Annotated in this window: 10 protein-coding genes; 7 read left to right on the top strand and 3 right to left on the bottom strand. The window is 58.7% G+C overall.

Annotation, left to right across the window (positions count from 1 at the left end):
• Positions 1 to 68 precede the first annotated feature (68 nt).
• The 3 genes from ACZA91_RS18280 (at position 69) to ACZA91_RS18270 (ending at position 7,465) form a co-directional block, all read left to right on the top strand.
• Positions 69 to 815 carry a dienelactone hydrolase family protein gene (locus ACZA91_RS18280; protein WP_463183930.1) on the top strand — a complete coding sequence of 249 codons (747 nt, stop codon included), beginning with the start codon at positions 69 to 71 and terminating at the stop codon, positions 813 to 815.
• 30 nt (positions 816 to 845) lie between these two features.
• Positions 846 to 1,967 carry a glycosyl transferase gene (locus ACZA91_RS18275; protein ID WP_190530620.1) on the top strand — a complete coding sequence of 374 codons (1,122 nt, stop codon included), beginning with the start codon at positions 846 to 848 and terminating at the stop codon, positions 1,965 to 1,967.
• Positions 1,968 to 2,782: 815 nt separating this feature from the next.
• Entirely contained in the window at positions 2,783 to 7,465 is a 4,683-nt protein-coding gene (locus tag ACZA91_RS18270; RefSeq protein WP_463183928.1) for a PAS domain S-box protein, read from the top strand.
• Here the strand turns inward: ACZA91_RS18270 and ACZA91_RS18265 are convergent.
• Together ACZA91_RS18265 and ACZA91_RS18260 are read right to left on the bottom strand one after the other, a co-directional pair.
• The gene (locus ACZA91_RS18265; RefSeq protein ID WP_190530622.1) at positions 7,458 to 9,179 is read right to left on the bottom strand and encodes an ABC transporter permease; all 1,722 of its coding nucleotides are present in this window, start codon (positions 9,177 to 9,179) and stop codon (positions 7,458 to 7,460) included. The two genes, ACZA91_RS18270 and ACZA91_RS18265, sit on opposite strands and share 8 nt — an antisense overlap.
• A gap of 361 nt (positions 9,180 to 9,540) precedes the next feature.
• A complete protein-coding gene (locus ACZA91_RS18260) occupies positions 9,541 to 9,747 on the bottom strand; it encodes a hypothetical protein (RefSeq protein WP_099531961.1) in 207 nt (68 codons plus the stop codon).
• Positions 9,748 to 9,858: 111 nt separating this feature from the next.
• Here ACZA91_RS18260 and dacB point away from each other — a divergent pair, with 111 nt between their 5' ends.
• Positions 9,859 to 11,088, top strand: a complete 1,230-nt coding sequence (gene dacB, locus ACZA91_RS18255) for a D-alanyl-D-alanine carboxypeptidase/D-alanyl-D-alanine endopeptidase (protein ID WP_463183924.1) — start codon at positions 9,859 to 9,861, stop codon at positions 11,086 to 11,088.
• Positions 11,089 to 11,241: 153 nt separating this feature from the next.
• Here the strand turns inward: dacB and ACZA91_RS18250 are convergent, their stop codons facing one another.
• Positions 11,242 to 11,517: an HU family DNA-binding protein gene (locus ACZA91_RS18250; RefSeq protein WP_099531963.1), complete on the bottom strand. Its 276-nt coding sequence runs from the start codon at positions 11,515 to 11,517 to the stop codon at positions 11,242 to 11,244.
• A 460-nt stretch (positions 11,518 to 11,977) separates the two neighbouring features.
• Between ACZA91_RS18250 and ACZA91_RS18245 the strand changes: the two genes are divergently transcribed.
• The 3 genes from ACZA91_RS18245 (at position 11,978) to ACZA91_RS18235 (ending at position 15,879) form a co-directional block, all read left to right on the top strand.
• A complete protein-coding gene (locus ACZA91_RS18245; RefSeq protein ID WP_190530625.1) occupies positions 11,978 to 13,291 on the top strand; it encodes a glutamate-5-semialdehyde dehydrogenase in 1,314 nt (437 codons plus the stop codon).
• Positions 13,292 to 13,499: 208 nt separating this feature from the next.
• Positions 13,500 to 14,396 (top strand): SH3 domain-containing protein, encoded by an 897-nt coding sequence (locus tag ACZA91_RS18240; RefSeq protein ID WP_463183921.1) that lies wholly within the window; start codon positions 13,500 to 13,502, stop codon positions 14,394 to 14,396.
• Between the two features lie 157 nt (positions 14,397 to 14,553).
• Positions 14,554 to 15,879 carry a glycosyltransferase family protein gene (locus ACZA91_RS18235; protein ID WP_463183918.1) on the top strand — a complete coding sequence of 442 codons (1,326 nt, stop codon included), beginning with the start codon at positions 14,554 to 14,556 and terminating at the stop codon, positions 15,877 to 15,879.
• The last annotated feature ends 125 nt before the right edge of the window (positions 15,880 to 16,004 follow it).

The following is a 16,004-nucleotide window of genomic DNA, read 5'->3' as shown; positions in this document are numbered from 1 at the left end:
AGTCCCGATCGCAGTCACAATTGCAGACGATCGCGGCGATGTAATGACTCCGTTGCCAGGTTGCGCCTATGGTTCTTGAAATTTGCCGCGAAGTCACCATCATTCCCCCCCAGGAGCCTGGCTTAGGGATTGACCTCCAGGGCTACCTAGCACGCCCTCGGGCCGCCGGTTCCTATCCGGTGATCGTGGTTCTTCAAGAAGTGTTTGGGGTGAATGACCACATTCGAGATCTCTGCGATCGCCTGGCAGGATGTGGTTATGTGGCGATCGCCCCTGCCCTGTTTCAGCGCACCGCTCCGGGCTTTGCCGTGGGCTACAGCGCCGAAGAGCTAGCCCTCGGCCGACAACATAAGGACTTAACCAAGGCGGATCAACTGCTGGCGGATATCCAAGCCGCGATCGCCTTTGCCCAAAAACAACCCAACGCCAAAGCCGGAGCCGTGGGCTGCATCGGCTTTTGTTTTGGGGGCCATGTGGCCTATTTGGCGGCCACCCTGCCCCAAGTCGCCGTCACCGCTGCGTTCTATGGCGCAGGGATCACCACCTTCTGTCCCGGAGGCGGCGAGCCAACCGTCACCCGCACTTCCCAAATTCACGGTAAGCTCTGGTTTTTCGCAGGCTTGGCCGATCCGCTGATTCCCATTGACCAGCTCGATCGCCTAGAGGCGGCCCTCGTGACCCACGGGCGCAACTTCCGCATCTTCCGTTACCGCGACGCAGACCATGGATTCTTCTGCGATCGCCGATCGAGCTACCATCCAGCGGCCGCCGCCGATGCCTGGGAAAAAGTGCAAACCCTGTTTCGAGACCTCTAGACCGGATTTCATGGCCCACCCCCCAGCCGCATGACCCGTCCCATTCTTTACGTTGCCATTACTGCCCATGGATTTGGCCATGCCACCCGAGCGGCTGCCCTAGTTGATACCCTGCAACGGCTGCGGCCTGACCTGTTGCCGATTTTGGTCACCACCGCCCCCCGTTGGCTCCTCGGTTCCTACATCAGCGGTGAATTTCTTTACCGGCCCAGGGCGCTGGATGTGGGTGTGGTGCAGCAAGATAGTTTGCAAATTGACCGGCAAACGACTCTGGAGCAACTCCAGGCTCTGCGATCGCGGGCGGCGGCCATTGTGGCGGCAGAGGTGGACTTCATCCGGCAAATGTCCGTCAAAAATGGGCGTGTGGCTCTGGTGTTGGCCGACTTGCCCCCCCTGGCGATCGACATTGCCCAAGCGGCGGGTCTGCCCTGCTGGGCAGTCGGTAACTTCGGCTGGGATTTTATTTACCGAGATTGGGGTGGCGAGTTTGAGCAAGAGGCGGACTGGATTGCCGATCGTTTCCATCGGTGCGATCGCCTCTTTCGGTTGCCTTTTCACGAACCCATGGCCAGCTTTCCCCAACAAACCGATGTGGGTTTAACGGGCGGCGCACCCCGCTATGGTGCGGCGGAATTGCGCGATAAGTTGGGTTTACCAGATATCCCGCGCGATCGCACCGTTTTGCTCACCTTTGGCGGCCTGGGCTTGCAACAAATTCCCTACGAGCGGCTGCGGCAATTTCCCGACTGGCTCTTCATCACCTTTGACCGATCGGCCCCGGACTTGCCCAACCTATACCAAGTGCTCGACCCGATCGAACACCACGCGAGCGATCGCCCCTTTCGGCCCGTGGACTTTATGCCCCTTTGTGGGCGCATCGTTTCCAAACCCGGCTACGGAACCTTTGCCGAAGCCTGCCGCACAGGCCCAACCGTAGCTACCCTCACCCGCGATGGATTTGCCGAAGCTCCCATCTTGTTAGACCAAATTCAAGCCCAAACTTCCCACCAGATTTTGCAACCGACCGAATTTTTTGAGGGAGATTGGTCTTTTTTACAAGCAGCGCCCACACCTTCCCAGCCCGGCCAGCGGTTTACCTTGGATGGCAATGAAACCATCGCCCAGGCAATTAGCGCAGTCCTTGAAACCTAGCAAAAGCTTGAGGTCTAGAGGGAGGCTGCAAGATCCACAACAGCGATCGCCCCACATTCCCACCCTGGAATTTCCGACTTGAACTCCTCAACCTGTTTGTTTCATGACAACGTGCCCATCCACAAATCGCTAGAATGACCAGCGGCTGTTCGACGATTGGATTAGGCTAACCATTGGAGTTGGCAGCTCGACAGCTCTGGGGTGCTACCCCCCAAGGCCCATCCCATCGGTGCATCAAAATCGCAGACGAGCCTCATTTAACCAAAACGCTTCGTCAGGGATTTGTTAGGGTGCGATTAGGCGGTTATTTAGACTCAGGGTGGCCCCGACTGGGATCCAATCTCCTTAAGATTTGATCAATTCGATCCAGAATTTCGATCCAGAATAGGGAATAGGGCGCTACTCGATTTCAGTCCCGACTTTGGGCTGCGATCGCTGAAACAAGAAACGGCAGCCCCCATGGGTCACCATCATTCAGACACTGCCCAGCCGAGTCGGCCAGCGCGAGGCAGCTCGTCAATGATTTGTCTGTGATGGCTGGTCTGCGATGGGTAGCCTGCGATAGACAGTCTGCAATAGACGGTTTTCAATGGGTAGCCTGCGATAGATAGTGTGCGATCGACAGTCAGCAACGGATGGTTTCCAGCGGACAATCTGCAACAGACAATCTGCAATAGACAGTCTGCAACGAACAATCTGTGGCGGTTCCCATCAAGGCACAGAGACACATCGCCCGATCGCGGCCAAGACCCAAACCCAAATTCGGGCCGGTCATTCAGGGACGCATCCAGGGGTTTGAGTAGGAGGTAGCAAATTTGAAATTACGGCTCAAAACGCTGGTCATTGTTGGACTAGCGCTGCTCTGCTTAAACTTGGTGATGTTCACAACATCCTCCAATCTCCTGCTGGATGGCTATAGCCAGCTTGAGCGGCGTGAGGTGGAGCGCGATGTGCAGCGGGCCATCAGCGTCGTGATGGACAACGCCACGGATCTGGATGCGACGGCGCGGGACTATTCCGAATGGGACACCACCTACAGTTTTGTGGAAACCCATGATCCTGCCTATGAGCGATCGAACTTTGTCGATCGCACCTTCGACTACTTGCGGCTGAATGCTCTAATTTTGCTGGATCGATCGGGGAAGCCCCTCCTGCAACAGGGCTACAACCTGGAAAGTCGGCAGCGCGTGCCGATTCCCCGCAGCCTTTGGGAACACTTGCAACCGGGCAGCCCACTGCTCACCCACTCATCAACCACCAGCGCCGTTCATGGCCTGCTGCAATTGCCCGAGGGGCCGATGATGGTGGCGGCTCGCCCGATCGTCACCAGCGAGGCAGAGGGGCCGATTCGCGGAACCTTGTTGCTGGGGCGGTTTCTGGCTGGGCCGGAAATTGAACGGGTCAGCCGCTTAACGCAACTCAACCTGAGCCTGCAAAGTTTGCATGGGATTGTGCAACCATCGAGTGCTTGGGCCAAGCTCCCGGCCAGTTCTGGCCGCCGGTCTTTGCTACCTTCAGCCCTTGCCAAGTTGCCCCTCGTTGCGCGATCGGCTCCTGACATCACGCCAGCACCGCAACAGTCCACAGCACAACAATCAACACCGCAGCAATCCACACCAAAACCCGCTACGTCAATACCTGAGCGATCGAAACCTGAACGATCGGAGCCTGAGCGATCGAAATCATCAGCGCTGGCTCAGCCCACTGAACAAACTCAACCGCAATCAACCCGGCTGAGTGCTACGCCCCCAGAATCCATTCAACCCGAATCTACCCAACCCCAATCGCCTCAGTCGCCCAAAGTTGCCAGAATTTCCGCCGCGACAATGCCCCCTGCCATCGACGATTCCCGATCGAACTCGAGAGCTGAGGGGCCGGAGGTTTTGCGCCACCGAGCGGTGAAGGCCCTGCTGTTGGGTACGGAAACGGTGGCGATCGAAACCCTTTCCGATAATCGCCTGGCCAGCTATGCCCTGTTGGACGATTTGTATGGACAGCCAGCTTGGTTAGTGCGGGTTGAACTCGATCGCGCCATCTATAACCGAGGGCTAATTAGCCTCCGCTACACGCTGGTACTGTTGGTGTTGGGGGGCTTAATTTTTGGGGCCATTACCCTGCTGCTGCTGGAGCGCTTGGTGTTGGCGCGGTTGATGCGGCTGAGTGAACAGGTCAGCGCGATCGGCACCAGCGGCAACCCGACTCAGCGGGTGGAGGTGATGCCCGGAACCGATGAGTTGTCGGAGTTGGCGGCTATTTTGAACGCCACGCTCGATCGCCTGCAAGTGTCTCAGTCGGCCGTTTGCGCCGCCGAAGCCCAATACCGCAGCATCTTTGAAAACGCGATCGAGGGCATTTTCCAAACCACCCCCGATGGTCGCTACCTGAGCGCAAACCCGGCCTTGGCCCGCATCTATGGCTACAGCGGGCCCGATGTGCTGCTGCTGGCCCTGAATGCCACCCAAAATCTCTACGTCAACCCCAATCGCCGCAAGGAATTTGTTGAACAAATTCGCCAAAAGGGATCCCTTGCCAATTTTGAGTCGGAAGTTTACCGGGCCGATGGCCGCCGGATTTGGATTTCCGAATCGGCCCGGGCGGTTTACGACGAAGACGGCGAATTGCTTTATTACGAAGGCACAGTTGAAGACATCACGGAGCGCCGCCGATCGGAAGCCAGCCTGCGCACCCTGAAGGATCGACTGGAAGCGATTTTGGCCGCTGTGCCCGGCACGGTGTCGCGGGTGGGCCGCGACTTGCGTTACCTGGAAGTGAACCACCACTTGGCCGAAAGCTTTGGCCGCGCCCCGGAAGAATTTATTGGCCAAGACATCGGCTTTTTGGGCTATGGCCAAGAATTTCGGGAATTTGTGGCGGAATTTTTTGCTTCTCCGATCCAAGAGGCCACGCGCGAAGTGTCGCGACCGGTGGGCGATCGCATCGAAAGCTATTTGGTGGTGGCCCAAAAATACAACAATGACCAAGCGGCCTTTGTGCTGGGGATCGACATCACCGAACGCAAGGAAGCAGAACGGGCCGTGCGCGAAGCCGAAGAACGGTTCCGCAGCATTTTTGAAAACGCGATCGAGGGCATTTATCAAGCCCTGCCCGATGGTCGCTACTTGAGCGCAAACCCGGCCATGGCTCGCCTCTATGGCTATGAGTCACCAACCGCGCTGATCGAAGCGTTCGATCGCATGGGTGGGCCGCCCTATGTCCAGATCGATCGGGCACGGGAACTGCTGAACATGCTGGAGGCCAGCGGCAGCGTTTCCGGGTTTGAATCGGAAGTGTACCGAGCGGATGGGCAACATATTTGGATTTCGGAAAATGCTTCCGCCCTGCTCGATGATGCTGGGCGGCTGGTTTGTTATGAAGGGACGGTTGAGGACATCACCGATCGCAAACGGGCCCAGGAAACCCTGATGGAGCGATCGCGCCTTTCGATTTTGGAAGCGGAAGTGGGCGTGGCCCTTTGTCAACGGGGCGAACTCTCGGAAATTTTGCAAACCTGCGCCGAAATGATGGCCGGGCAACTGGATTGCAACCTGGCCCGCGTTTGGACGGTGGACTTAGATCCCACCTACTTGACCCTGCAAGCCCAGGTCAACCGCAACACCAACAATGCGCTGCACCTGGATATTCCCCTGCTTGATGATGCCCTGCGAGACAAAATCAGCCTGAGTACTCCGGAGCTGTCCACGGTGGCGGCCGTGGCTCGATCGCGCAATCCCCTGTTCCGCAGTGAATGCGCCCTGATTCCCCATCAAGGCAGATCCCGCACAGAAGTACATTTTGCAGGCTTCCCGCTGGTGGTGGAGGATCGGCTGGTGGGTGCGTTGGCGCTCTATCGTGTGGAACCCTTCGCGGAAGCGGTGCAGGATGCCCTAGGTTGGTTGGCCAGCGCGATCGCCGTGGGGATTGACCGCGCCCAAGCCCGCCAGGAACTGACCACCCGCCGCGAGGCCCTGTTGTTTCAGTTGGCGGCCCAAATTCGCAACTCCCTGGATTTGGATACGGTGCTGGAATCGGCCGTCCAAGGCATCCGTAACCTGTTGGATACCGATCGCTGTCTTTTCGCTTGGTATATCACCGATGCAGGCGGCGGCATTCCGGCTTGGGATGTGGTGAACGAGTCCCGTACCCCAGCCGTGCCCAGCGCCCTTGGCCCCTATCACCATATCCACGCCAGCTACTTCCTTCAGCAGTTGATGTGGAGCAAATGTGTGCGGGCCGATGACGTGTCGCGGTTAGATAATCCCACCCTGCGGCAAATGATGGAGGATCGGGGCTATCGTTCCCTGCTGGCCTTGCCGGTGCAAACCCGTTCCGGGGCGATCGGGGTGATTGAATGCGGCCAAAGTGCCCAGGTGCGCACTTGGAGTGAGCGGGAAGTGGAGCTGTTGCGGGCTGTGACCGACCAACTATCCACCGCGATCGACCAAGCGGAACTCTATGCCAAGGCCCAGGTCACCGCTGTGCAGGCCCAAGATCAAGCCAAACGCCTCAGCACTGCCCTCCAAGAGCTGAAAACCGCCCAAACCCAGCTCATTCAAAACGAGAAAATGTCCAGTCTGGGGCAGATGGTGGCTGGGATTGCCCATGAAATCAACAATCCCACCACCTTCATCCATGGCAACCTGACCTATGCCCGCCGTTACACGCAAGAGTTGCTCTCGCTCATTCAGCACTACCGGGATAGCTATCCTGTGCCGACGGAAGCGGTGGCCAATTTCTCGCGGGACATTGATGTGGATTTCCTCTGTGATGATTTGCCCAAAACCCTGCAATCAATGCAGTTGGGAGCGGAACGAATTCGGCAAATTGTCGCTTCCTTGCGGAATTTCTCACGATTGGATCAGGCGGAAATGAAGCCGGTGAACATCCACGAGGGCATCGAAAATACGCTGCTGATTTTGCAACATCGCTTCAAAGCCAATAGCAATTTCCCTGGAATTGAAGTGGAAAAACACTATGGTGATTTGCCCCTGGTGGTTTGCTACGCGGGGCAATTGAACCAGGTGTTCATGAATGTGATTAGCAATGCGATCGATGCATTGGAAGACCGTTACGGGCGATCGCGCAATTTGCGAGCCCAAGCCTTGCGATCGGCCCAGGTGGAAGAAGCCTCTCTCGTGGCCGGCAGCGGCAACAACAGCAAGGTTTGGATCACTGACAACCTTGAGGATCGCCCCATTGCAACCTCGATCGTGATGCCCAGGCTGACGATCACCACGGAATTGATGTCTGGAGAGTGGGTGCGAATTCTGATTGCCGACAATGGCAACGGCATGAGCGATGAAGTGCGCTCTAAGCTATTCGATCCGTTCTTCACCACCAAGCCCGTGGGCCAAGGCACGGGACTGGGCCTGTCCATTTCCTATCAAATTGTGGTGGAAAAACATCGCGGAACCCTTGATTGTCGGCCCGCAGAGGGGGGCGGCACGGAGTTCTTGATCGAAATCCCGATCGAACAGCCCGAGTGGAATGAGTCTACCTAAACTCGCTGGGTAGGCGACGGGGGCGCGATCGGGAAATTTGCCAACTCAACAGCGCCACCGGCACAATTCCCACTGCCACAATCGCCAAAGCGGGCCCCGCCGCATCCACAATCCGTTCATCGGAGGCCAACTGATAGGCCCGCACGGCCAGGGTGTCGAAATTAAACGGGCGCACAATCAGCGTGGCCGGTAACTCCTTCACCGTATCCACAAACACCAACAGCAAGGCCGTCAACAGCCCCCCACGCAGCATGGGCACATGGACGCGCCACAACACGGCCCCCGGTGACAATCCGGCAATCCTGGCCGCCCCATCCAGGTTGGGCACAATCCGATCGAGGCTGGCTTCAATCGGGTTCAGGGCCAAGGCTAAAAACCTGACCCAATAGGCAAAAATCAAGGCCCCGATCGTGCCGCTCAGCAACAAACCCGAAGATGCGGCTCCCGCTTCCGGGGCGATCGCCAAGGGTTGCGTCGCCAACTGTTGATCAACCCAACCCACCGAAATCAAAACGCCCACGGCGGCCACGGATCCGGGAATCGCATAGCCCAGCGCCATGAGTTTCAGCAGGAACCGCATCAGGGGCCCCGAAACTACCCGCACCCCATACACGGCAGCTCCGGCAATGATCGCCGCCGTGACCGCCGCCAAGCTAGCGACTACGGCGGTGTTGCGCACGTAGAGCAAGAAGCTGGGATCAAGAAGACTATTGGGATTGCGAATTGCCATGCTGGCCAGCAGCAGGGCCGGCAACCCAAAGCCCAAAAGCAGCGGCAACCCACAAACCACCCAGGCCCCGATCGCCCGCAACCCACGGAGGGAGTAGGGTGCTTGCACCGCATAGGCCCCGCCCGATCGATAGCCAGCCCCACCGCGCGATCGTTGCTCCACCCACACCAACAACAACACTGCCCCCAACAGCAGGGCCGACAGTTGACAGGCCGCCGGGCGATCACCCATGGCAAACCAGGTTCGATAAATACCCACCGCAAAGGTGTTAACGCTAAAAAATTCCACTGTGCCGTAATCGCCCAGGGCTTCCATCATCACCAAGGCAGCCCCTCCGGCGATCGCGGGCCGGGCCATGGGCAAAGCCACCCGCCAAAACCCCTGCCAGGGATTCAGTCCCAAGGTGCGGCCCGCCTCCAGCAGGCTGGCTGCTCCCTCCAGAAAGGCCACCCGCGCCAGCATATAAACGTAGGGATAGAGCACTAGGCCCATCATCAAAATGGCCCCGGGCAGCGATCGAATGGGGGGAAACCAATATTCACCGAATTTCCAGCCCGTGAGCGATCGCACCCAAGACTGAATGGGCCCATAAAAGTCCAGCAAATCCGTGTAGACATAGGCCAACAGATAGGCCGGGAAGGCCAAGGGCAGCAACAGCAGCCATTCAAACCATCGCCGCCCGGGAAACTGAGTGGCCACCACCAGCCAAGCCGTCGCCACCCCCAGACCGATCGCCAGGCCCGCCGTCCCCACCGCCAGCCCCACCGAAGCCGACACATATTCCCCCAACACAGTGCGGGTGAGGTGGTTCCAGGTTTGGCCGCTGGCGCTCAGGGCGGCTGCAATTGAGGCCAGGAGCGGCACGCCCACCGCCACCGCCGCCAACACCGTCGCACAGATCCACAACCCTTCCGTGAAGCTGAAGGGGCGCAAACGGAAGCGATTAAAGTTCAGCGGCGGCCAGCGGCGATCGGCGACGGTCATGCCAAAAACCTGAGAATAACTTGCAATAAACCAGAAGCCATCCTACCATTGCACGCCAATTGCATTAGGTTGCATCGATCACGGGGGCTGGGTGGGGAGACCCCATCCCAACAACCAAATTGATCGCCCAAATTTTTCCGATAGTTCAGGATTTGCTGACGAACAACCGAAGCAGCGATCCCCAAACCAGAATCGGGAAAAAGCTAGTGATGATGAGAGTTTGCGGATGGTGAAGAGCCGGCTTAGGCGGGGATCGCCGGCCAGTTGATCCAGCTAGGCCACTGGCCGAGGTCTGATATTCTTGAGGGCAATTTGTGCTGATGGGCCATCACGAGCCTGATGACCTCAGATTTGCTGAGGGTTAGCGCCATGCGGCCAAGGCCGTTGGACGATCGCCGCGACTCACACCCGTTTTTGCGATCGCCCTAGTCGCTAAGTCCTCGGAGTTGCCATCCGAGTCAATGGGCTTGTCCTGAGTGCGATCGATTTCTGGGGTCACTGACCCGGCTCGATCGCGCCGTTCCTCTCCCACCGCCCAAGGGTGCAGCCGTTGAACACGGCCGCCCATCACCGGTTGGATCCTTGTGGAACTGGTTCAGGTGTCCCGTCCCAATCCTGAGGATTGGATTGACTGTCAGGGATGTGCAGAACGGTCGTGCCTTTAAGGGAAATCCAACAGATGTCTGAGCAACCCCGATGGATCGCTGGTTTGGCTGGTTTGGGTTTGGCGTTGGGTGGTGGTTTGCTGACTGAACCAGCCCTGGCCAACTCCCAAGCAGCCACAACCGCTGAACCGGCTAGCGCTTCACAAACCGAGGCGATCGCGCCGCCACCAGCCCCCGCGCCTAACCCCTCAACGGATCCCGCGCGCGCGCCAAAACCGCTGTCTAAAACGCTGAGTCCAGCTTCTGCAACGGAGTTGGTTCCCGGAACCACCGTCACCCGTAAGCCGGGAATCGAGACCGAGGTGATCGAACCGGAGTCGATCGAACCGGAAACCGCCAAGCAGGAACCGATCGAAACCGTGGAAGGCAAGTCCCTGCTGGCCCAAACGCCTCGGGTTTGCAGCAACCAACTGGCCGGAGCCTTAAGCCGCATTATTGATGCGCCTGCTTTTCGATCGGCCCGCTGGGGGATTCGGGTAGAAACCCTGGCCGGGAATAACGTCCTGTTCGATCGCAACGGCATCCAAGCGTTGATTCCCGCCTCCAACATGAAATTGTTTGTGACGGCGGCGGCCCTGCAACTCTATGACGGTCAAACCCCGCTCAAGAACTCCAACTTGGGCACGTTGGTGCGCACCATCAACGTCAACAGCAACAATGGCTACGCCGATTCTCTGTTTCGATCGATTGGTGGCTCCGGGGCCGTGCAACGGGCCTTGGCTCCCTTGGGCGTTAATCGTGGCGAATATCGCATGAGTGACGGGTCTGGCCTCTCTCGCAGCAATGCCGTGCAGCCCCGTGCCTTTGTCCATTTATTGGAATCCATGACCGAAGCTAAGGGAAGCGACATCTTCCGCAGCTCCCTCCCGATCGCGGGTCAAACCGGCACGCTGCGCCGTCGTTTCCGCAACACACCGGTCCAAGGTCGTGTTTCCGCCAAAACCGGCACACTCCGGGGAGTCCGGGCCCTATCGGGCTACATGGAACACCCGCTTTACAACACCTTGGTTTTTAGCGTGTTGGTCAACCAACCGGGTCAAGATGGCGACACCTTGGTTTCAGCGGTCGATCGAGTGGTGTTGACCCTCGCTCAGATGCGGCCCTGTGATGGGTGGGACACCGAAGCCAACCCTATGCTGGATCAGCCCACCGAACCCGACGGCACATTGCGGCCCCTGCTGCCTTGGTGGCGACCGGGTGTGCCCCGGCCCAATGCCCCCAGTTCATCGGAACTCACCCCCTAAGTAAAAAAACAGCCCTGGGCCTGGCGAAACCAGCTCGGGGCTTTCCTTTACCAACAAAAATTGAACAATTTAACAATCGAACAATGGTTAGGGGGTTGAGCCTGAGAGTTGGAATTTGCGCCTAGAATTTGCGCCTAGAGTTTGCGCCGAAAATTAAGGAGCAACCGACTCCTTGAACTGTTTGCCCGCTGAAAAGGCCGGAACCTTGGTGGCGGGGATTTTCAGTTTCGTGCCGGTCTTCGGGTTGCGACCCTCGCGGGCCTGGCGCTCGCGGCGCTCAAACGTACCAAACCCCACCAGGGTCACCTTTTCGCCCTCTGCCACGGCATCCATGATCACTTCAATGGCAGCGGTCAAGATGGCATCTGCTTCCTTTTTGGTGGTATTGACCTTTGCTGCAATTTGGTCAATCAGTTCGCCCTTGTTCATGGAAACGCCTCAAGTTCGGTATTTCCAGCGATTCTAGCCCGACAATTTTCGATGTGAAGTGAAAGTTTTGTAGCAACTTCGCGGGTTTGAGCCAGTTCCAGGGCAGCGTGTGACCCGCTGGCAGTCCGTTAAATCGCGGTTGACAATGGCGAAAGCCTTTATTTCACAAGCCTTTCTCGGTTCTGTGGGTCTGAGTAACGATTAGACATTAAGGATCAAAAATCGTTGCGATCGCCCGCCTAGATACCTTTTGCCCCCCTGAGACCCGGTTTGGGTGTTGTTACAAAATTTTATAAACCCTCTTCATAAACCCTCCTGATCGGGATGTACCGTCACCCCATCAACCTTCAAACCCCACCAACCAACCTCGCCCGATCCCAAACGGAGTCATGGCCCATGGGATGGGCCGTCCTTGCCTATACTGTCTTCTACCCCTTTTGCTCCCTGTGCTCTTGCAATCATGACTGTTGCTTCATCTGCACCCACGCTGGTTGATCTTGCGCGCCAAACCCGCCAGGCGGCCCGAGCTTTGGCGCTGCTGCCGACGGCCGATCGACGGGCGGCCTTGGAAGCGGTGGCCCAATCTTTGAGCGATCGGGCGGCAGCGATTGTGGCGGCCAATGAAGCAGATTGCGCGGCGGCCCAAGCGGAGGGAATTTCTTCGGCACTTTATGGCCGGCTGAAGCTGGATGGGGTGAAGCTGGCGGGGGCGATCGCTGGGGTGCGCGACTTGGCCCAGTTGCCGGATCCCTTGGGCGATCGGCAAATTCACCGAGAACTGGATCAAGGGCTGGTTTTGGAGCGGGTGACCTGTCCGCTGGGGGTGTTGGGGGTGATTTTTGAAGCTCGCCCCGATGCGGTGGTGCAAATTGCGGCCCTGGCGATCGCCTCAGGGAATGGGGTGATCCTGAAAGGTGGCAAGGAGGCGGTGCGCTCCTGCCAAGCGCTGATTGAGGCGATTCACGGGGGCTTGGCTAATTCGGCGGTGGATCCGGCGGCCGTGCGGCTGTTAACCACGCGGGAGGAAACCCTGGAACTGCTGCGACTCGATCGCTACGTGGATTTGATTATTCCCCGAGGATCCAACGCCTTTGTGCAGTTTGTGCAAAACAACACGCGAATTCCGGTGCTAGGCCATGCGGACGGCATTTGCCATCTCTATGTGGATGAGGCCGCGGACTTAACCAAAGCAGTGCCGATCGCGGTGGATGCCAAAACCCAATATCCTTCCGCTTGCAATGCGATCGAGACCCTGTTGGTTCACCGGGCGATCGCCCCGCAGGGGGTGCCGGAGCTGGCCCGGGCCCTGGTGGCCAAGGGGGTGGAATTGCGCGGGGATGCGCCCACCTGTGAGCTGTTGCAAGGCATTTGCGAGATCACCCCGGCGACGGAAACGGATTGGGCGACGGAATATAGCGATTTGATTTTGTCGATCAAACTGGTGGCGGACTTGGACGAGGCGATCGACCACATCACCACCTATGGATCGGGCCATACGGAAGCCATTGTGACGGAAGACGATGCCGCCGCCGATCGCTTCCTGGCCGAAGTGGACGCGGCCGGAGTCTATCGCAACTGCTCCACGCGCTTTGCCGATGGCTTCCGCTACGGATTCGGGGCTGAGGTGGGGATTAGCACCAATCGCCTCCCACCGCGTGGCCCCGTTGGGCTAGAAGGTCTAGTGACCTATAAGTACCGCCTAACGGGCCAGGGGCATGTGGCGGCCACCTATGCCGGAGCCGATGCTAAACCCTTTACCCATCGGGACTTGTAGCCTGCGGGTTGCTCAGCGGCATCACCGCATGGGGGCAAAATCTTGCTTGATCGAGGGGCGATCGATGCTCCCCAAAATGGTCAATTGAGCGATCGATCCAAATCCTAGGCGATCGCTCGATCGCTCGACCAGAATGGGAGCAACTCCTGCAAACCTGCCTCCTTCGCTCTATCAACAGCGCGGGGATGCATCTTCAGGATGAATCACCATGCTTGCTGTGTTGCAGATTTTCCCTATGGATCAGTCCCTTTTCGGTCTTCGGACTCGCTCGGCCCACCTGGCTCGGCGTTATGGCCAAGCAATGCTGTTGACGGTGGCCCTGGTGGCCGGTGGGTTGGCAATGGGGGTAACGGCCCAACCGGCCGCGGCCGCTGAAGCAAACTGCCGTGTGGTCACCACCAACGGCTCACCCTTGAATATTCGCAGCCGCGCCGACAGTAACGCCTCCATTGTGGGCACGATCGCCAAGGGTCGCGCCCTGGACGTGATTGGCGGCCCTCAAAATGGGTGGGTACAGGTTCGCGCCACCGTACCCACCGCCAACGGTTCGCGCACCGTCGAAGGTTGGGTGGCCAGCAGTTTTCTGCGGCCCTGTGCAGTGGCCACGCCGCCCCGCACTTGCCGAATGGTGGCCACGAGCGATCGCCCCTTGAATATTCGCAGCCGGGCCGATGACGACGCGCCCATCTTGGGTACGATCGCCAAGGGTCGCACCCTGGAAGTCACAGGCAGCGCCCGCAATGGCTGGGTTCCTGTGCGGGCCACGGTCATCACGGGCAATGGCTCGCGCACGGTGGAAGGTTGGGCTGCGGCCGCGTTCCTGCGTCCTTGCACCACGGCCCAAAATCCCCAAAATCCGATCAAGCCGGAATTGTGCCGTCGAGTGGTCTATGGCGAAGGCCTGTCGGTTCATGCCAACCCCGACCTAACCAGTCCCCGGCGCGGCGGTGTGGCGGCCGGGAGTGAAGTGCAGTTGTTAAATCGGGAGTCCACCACGGCCGGGGGCGCGGTGTGGATGCAAATTAATCAGCCGGTTCAGGGATGGATTCCTGTGCGATCGCTCAACCGACCAACAGATCAACTGAATGTGCTGAATTGCCTTTAAGCTCCATCCCGGCGATCGGGGAAGTTGGGTCGCAAGGAAGATCGACCGTCTGAGACAATCGGCTAGCTGATGCAACCCATAAACCAGCCCATTGGCCCATCCTGTTCATCACCCTGCTGGATTTGCGCCCCATGGGGCTGCCCCAATCGCACCAATCATGCCGACTTCCCGCCCGATCGCCCCTGAAATGATGTCAACTGCTGCCGAGCCGCTGGATCTCTTAATTTTGTCCAACGGCCCCGGAGAGGTCACCACTTGGGTGCGACCGGTGGTGCAAGCCTTGCGGCAGCAGTGGGGAGCGGATCGATCGCGCCTGCGAATTTCCGTGGTTTTGGCCCCCTGTCCCAATGCAACGGGTCAGGAAGCGGCCGTGGTGCAATCATTTCCAGAAGTCGATCGGGTGCAAGGGGCTGCGGCCTTTTGGCCCTTTTTACTCTGGGGGCGGACAGCGGAAGGGTGGGATTGGCGCGATCGAGGTGTGGTGTTGTTTTTGGGCGGCGATCAATTCTTTGCCGTGGCGATCGCCCGCCGTCTGGGCTATGGCAGCGTGATCTATGCGGAATGGGATTTACGCTGGCTCCGTTGGGTCGATCGCGTGGGGGTGCGGTTGCCCCGGTTGGCCACCCAAGTTCCCCCCTGGGCCACCTCCAAAGTCGCCGTGGTGGGCGATCTGATGCTGGAGGCTGGCCGTTTAACCCATTCACCACAGGGCGATCGGGAACGGCTGGCCCTGCTGCCCGGCTCCAAAAGCGCCAAACTCGCTCAAGGCGTGCCGTTATTGCTGGGTACGGCCGATCGAATTCGAGCCGATCGGCCCCAAGCGGAATTTGTGATTCCCGTAGCCCCCACGATCGACCTATCCACCTTGGCCCGCTATGCCGATCGCGCCCATAATCCTGTAATTGATTGGGTTTCGGGCACAACAGCCCACTTGGTAATACCCGAAGCGATCGCCCCGGCCGATCCCCGATCGCTCCAGAACTTGCCTTACCTGGAAACCCCGGCGGGCACAAAAATTTGGCTTTGGGAGCGATCGCCCGCCTGGGACTTACTCAGCACCTGTGACCTATGCCTCACCACAGTCGGCGCAAATACGGCCGAACTAGGCGCATTGGCTCGCCCCATGTTGGTGTTGCTGCCCACCCAGCAGTTAGATGCCATGCGGGCCTGGAATGGCATTCCGGGGCTGTTGGCAAATCTGCCGGGTTTGGGCGGCCTCTTTGCCAAGCTGATTAATGGCTTTGCCTTGCGTCGGCTGGGGATGTTGGCTTGGCCAAACCTGTGGGCCGGGGAAGCGATCGTGCCGGAACTGGTGGGGCCGCTCACGCCAACGGTTGTGGCTGACCAAGCGATCGCCCTATTGGCCAACCCTACTCAGCTCCAGTCCATGGGCGATCGGTTGCGGGCCGTGCGGGGCGAGCCGGGAGCCGCCGAAAAACTCGCCACGTTGGTTACGGAATTGCTACAGCAACCCAAAAGCTAGAGAGCGGTTGGGTTTTGATTAGGTGGAGATTGAGCCTAGTAGCGCGACATCCTTAAAATATTGGGTCAAAGTTGCGGAGCCAGTCGTGGTAACAAGGGGCTTAAGCCCCTTGCTGCTTAACGATC

Source organism: Limnothrix sp. CMB-01, assembly GCF_055193175.1.
This window is presented reverse-complemented; position numbering and strand designations above follow the sequence as displayed.

What these genes read in the sequence shown, in the direction of transcription:
- dacB (WP_463183924.1), top strand. Translation starts at nt 9,859, where the DNA reads ATGTCTGAGCAACCCCGATGGATCGCTGGTTTGGCTGGTTTGGGTTTG.
- ACZA91_RS18265 (WP_190530622.1), bottom strand. Translation starts at nt 9,179, where the DNA reads ATGACCGTCGCCGATCGCCGCTGGCCGCCGCTGAACTTTAATCGCTTC.
- ACZA91_RS18275 (WP_190530620.1), top strand. Translation starts at nt 846, where the DNA reads ATGACCCGTCCCATTCTTTACGTTGCCATTACTGCCCATGGATTTGGC.
- ACZA91_RS18260 (WP_099531961.1), bottom strand. Translation starts at nt 9,747, where the DNA reads ATGGGCGGCCGTGTTCAACGGCTGCACCCTTGGGCGGTGGGAGAGGAA.
- ACZA91_RS18280 (WP_463183930.1), top strand. Translation starts at nt 69, where the DNA reads ATGGTTCTTGAAATTTGCCGCGAAGTCACCATCATTCCCCCCCAGGAG.
- ACZA91_RS18240 (WP_463183921.1), top strand. Translation starts at nt 13,500, where the DNA reads ATGCTTGCTGTGTTGCAGATTTTCCCTATGGATCAGTCCCTTTTCGGT.
- ACZA91_RS18235 (WP_463183918.1), top strand. Translation starts at nt 14,554, where the DNA reads ATGCCGACTTCCCGCCCGATCGCCCCTGAAATGATGTCAACTGCTGCC.
- ACZA91_RS18250 (WP_099531963.1), bottom strand. Translation starts at nt 11,517, where the DNA reads ATGAACAAGGGCGAACTGATTGACCAAATTGCAGCAAAGGTCAATACC.
- ACZA91_RS18245 (WP_190530625.1), top strand. Translation starts at nt 11,978, where the DNA reads ATGACTGTTGCTTCATCTGCACCCACGCTGGTTGATCTTGCGCGCCAA.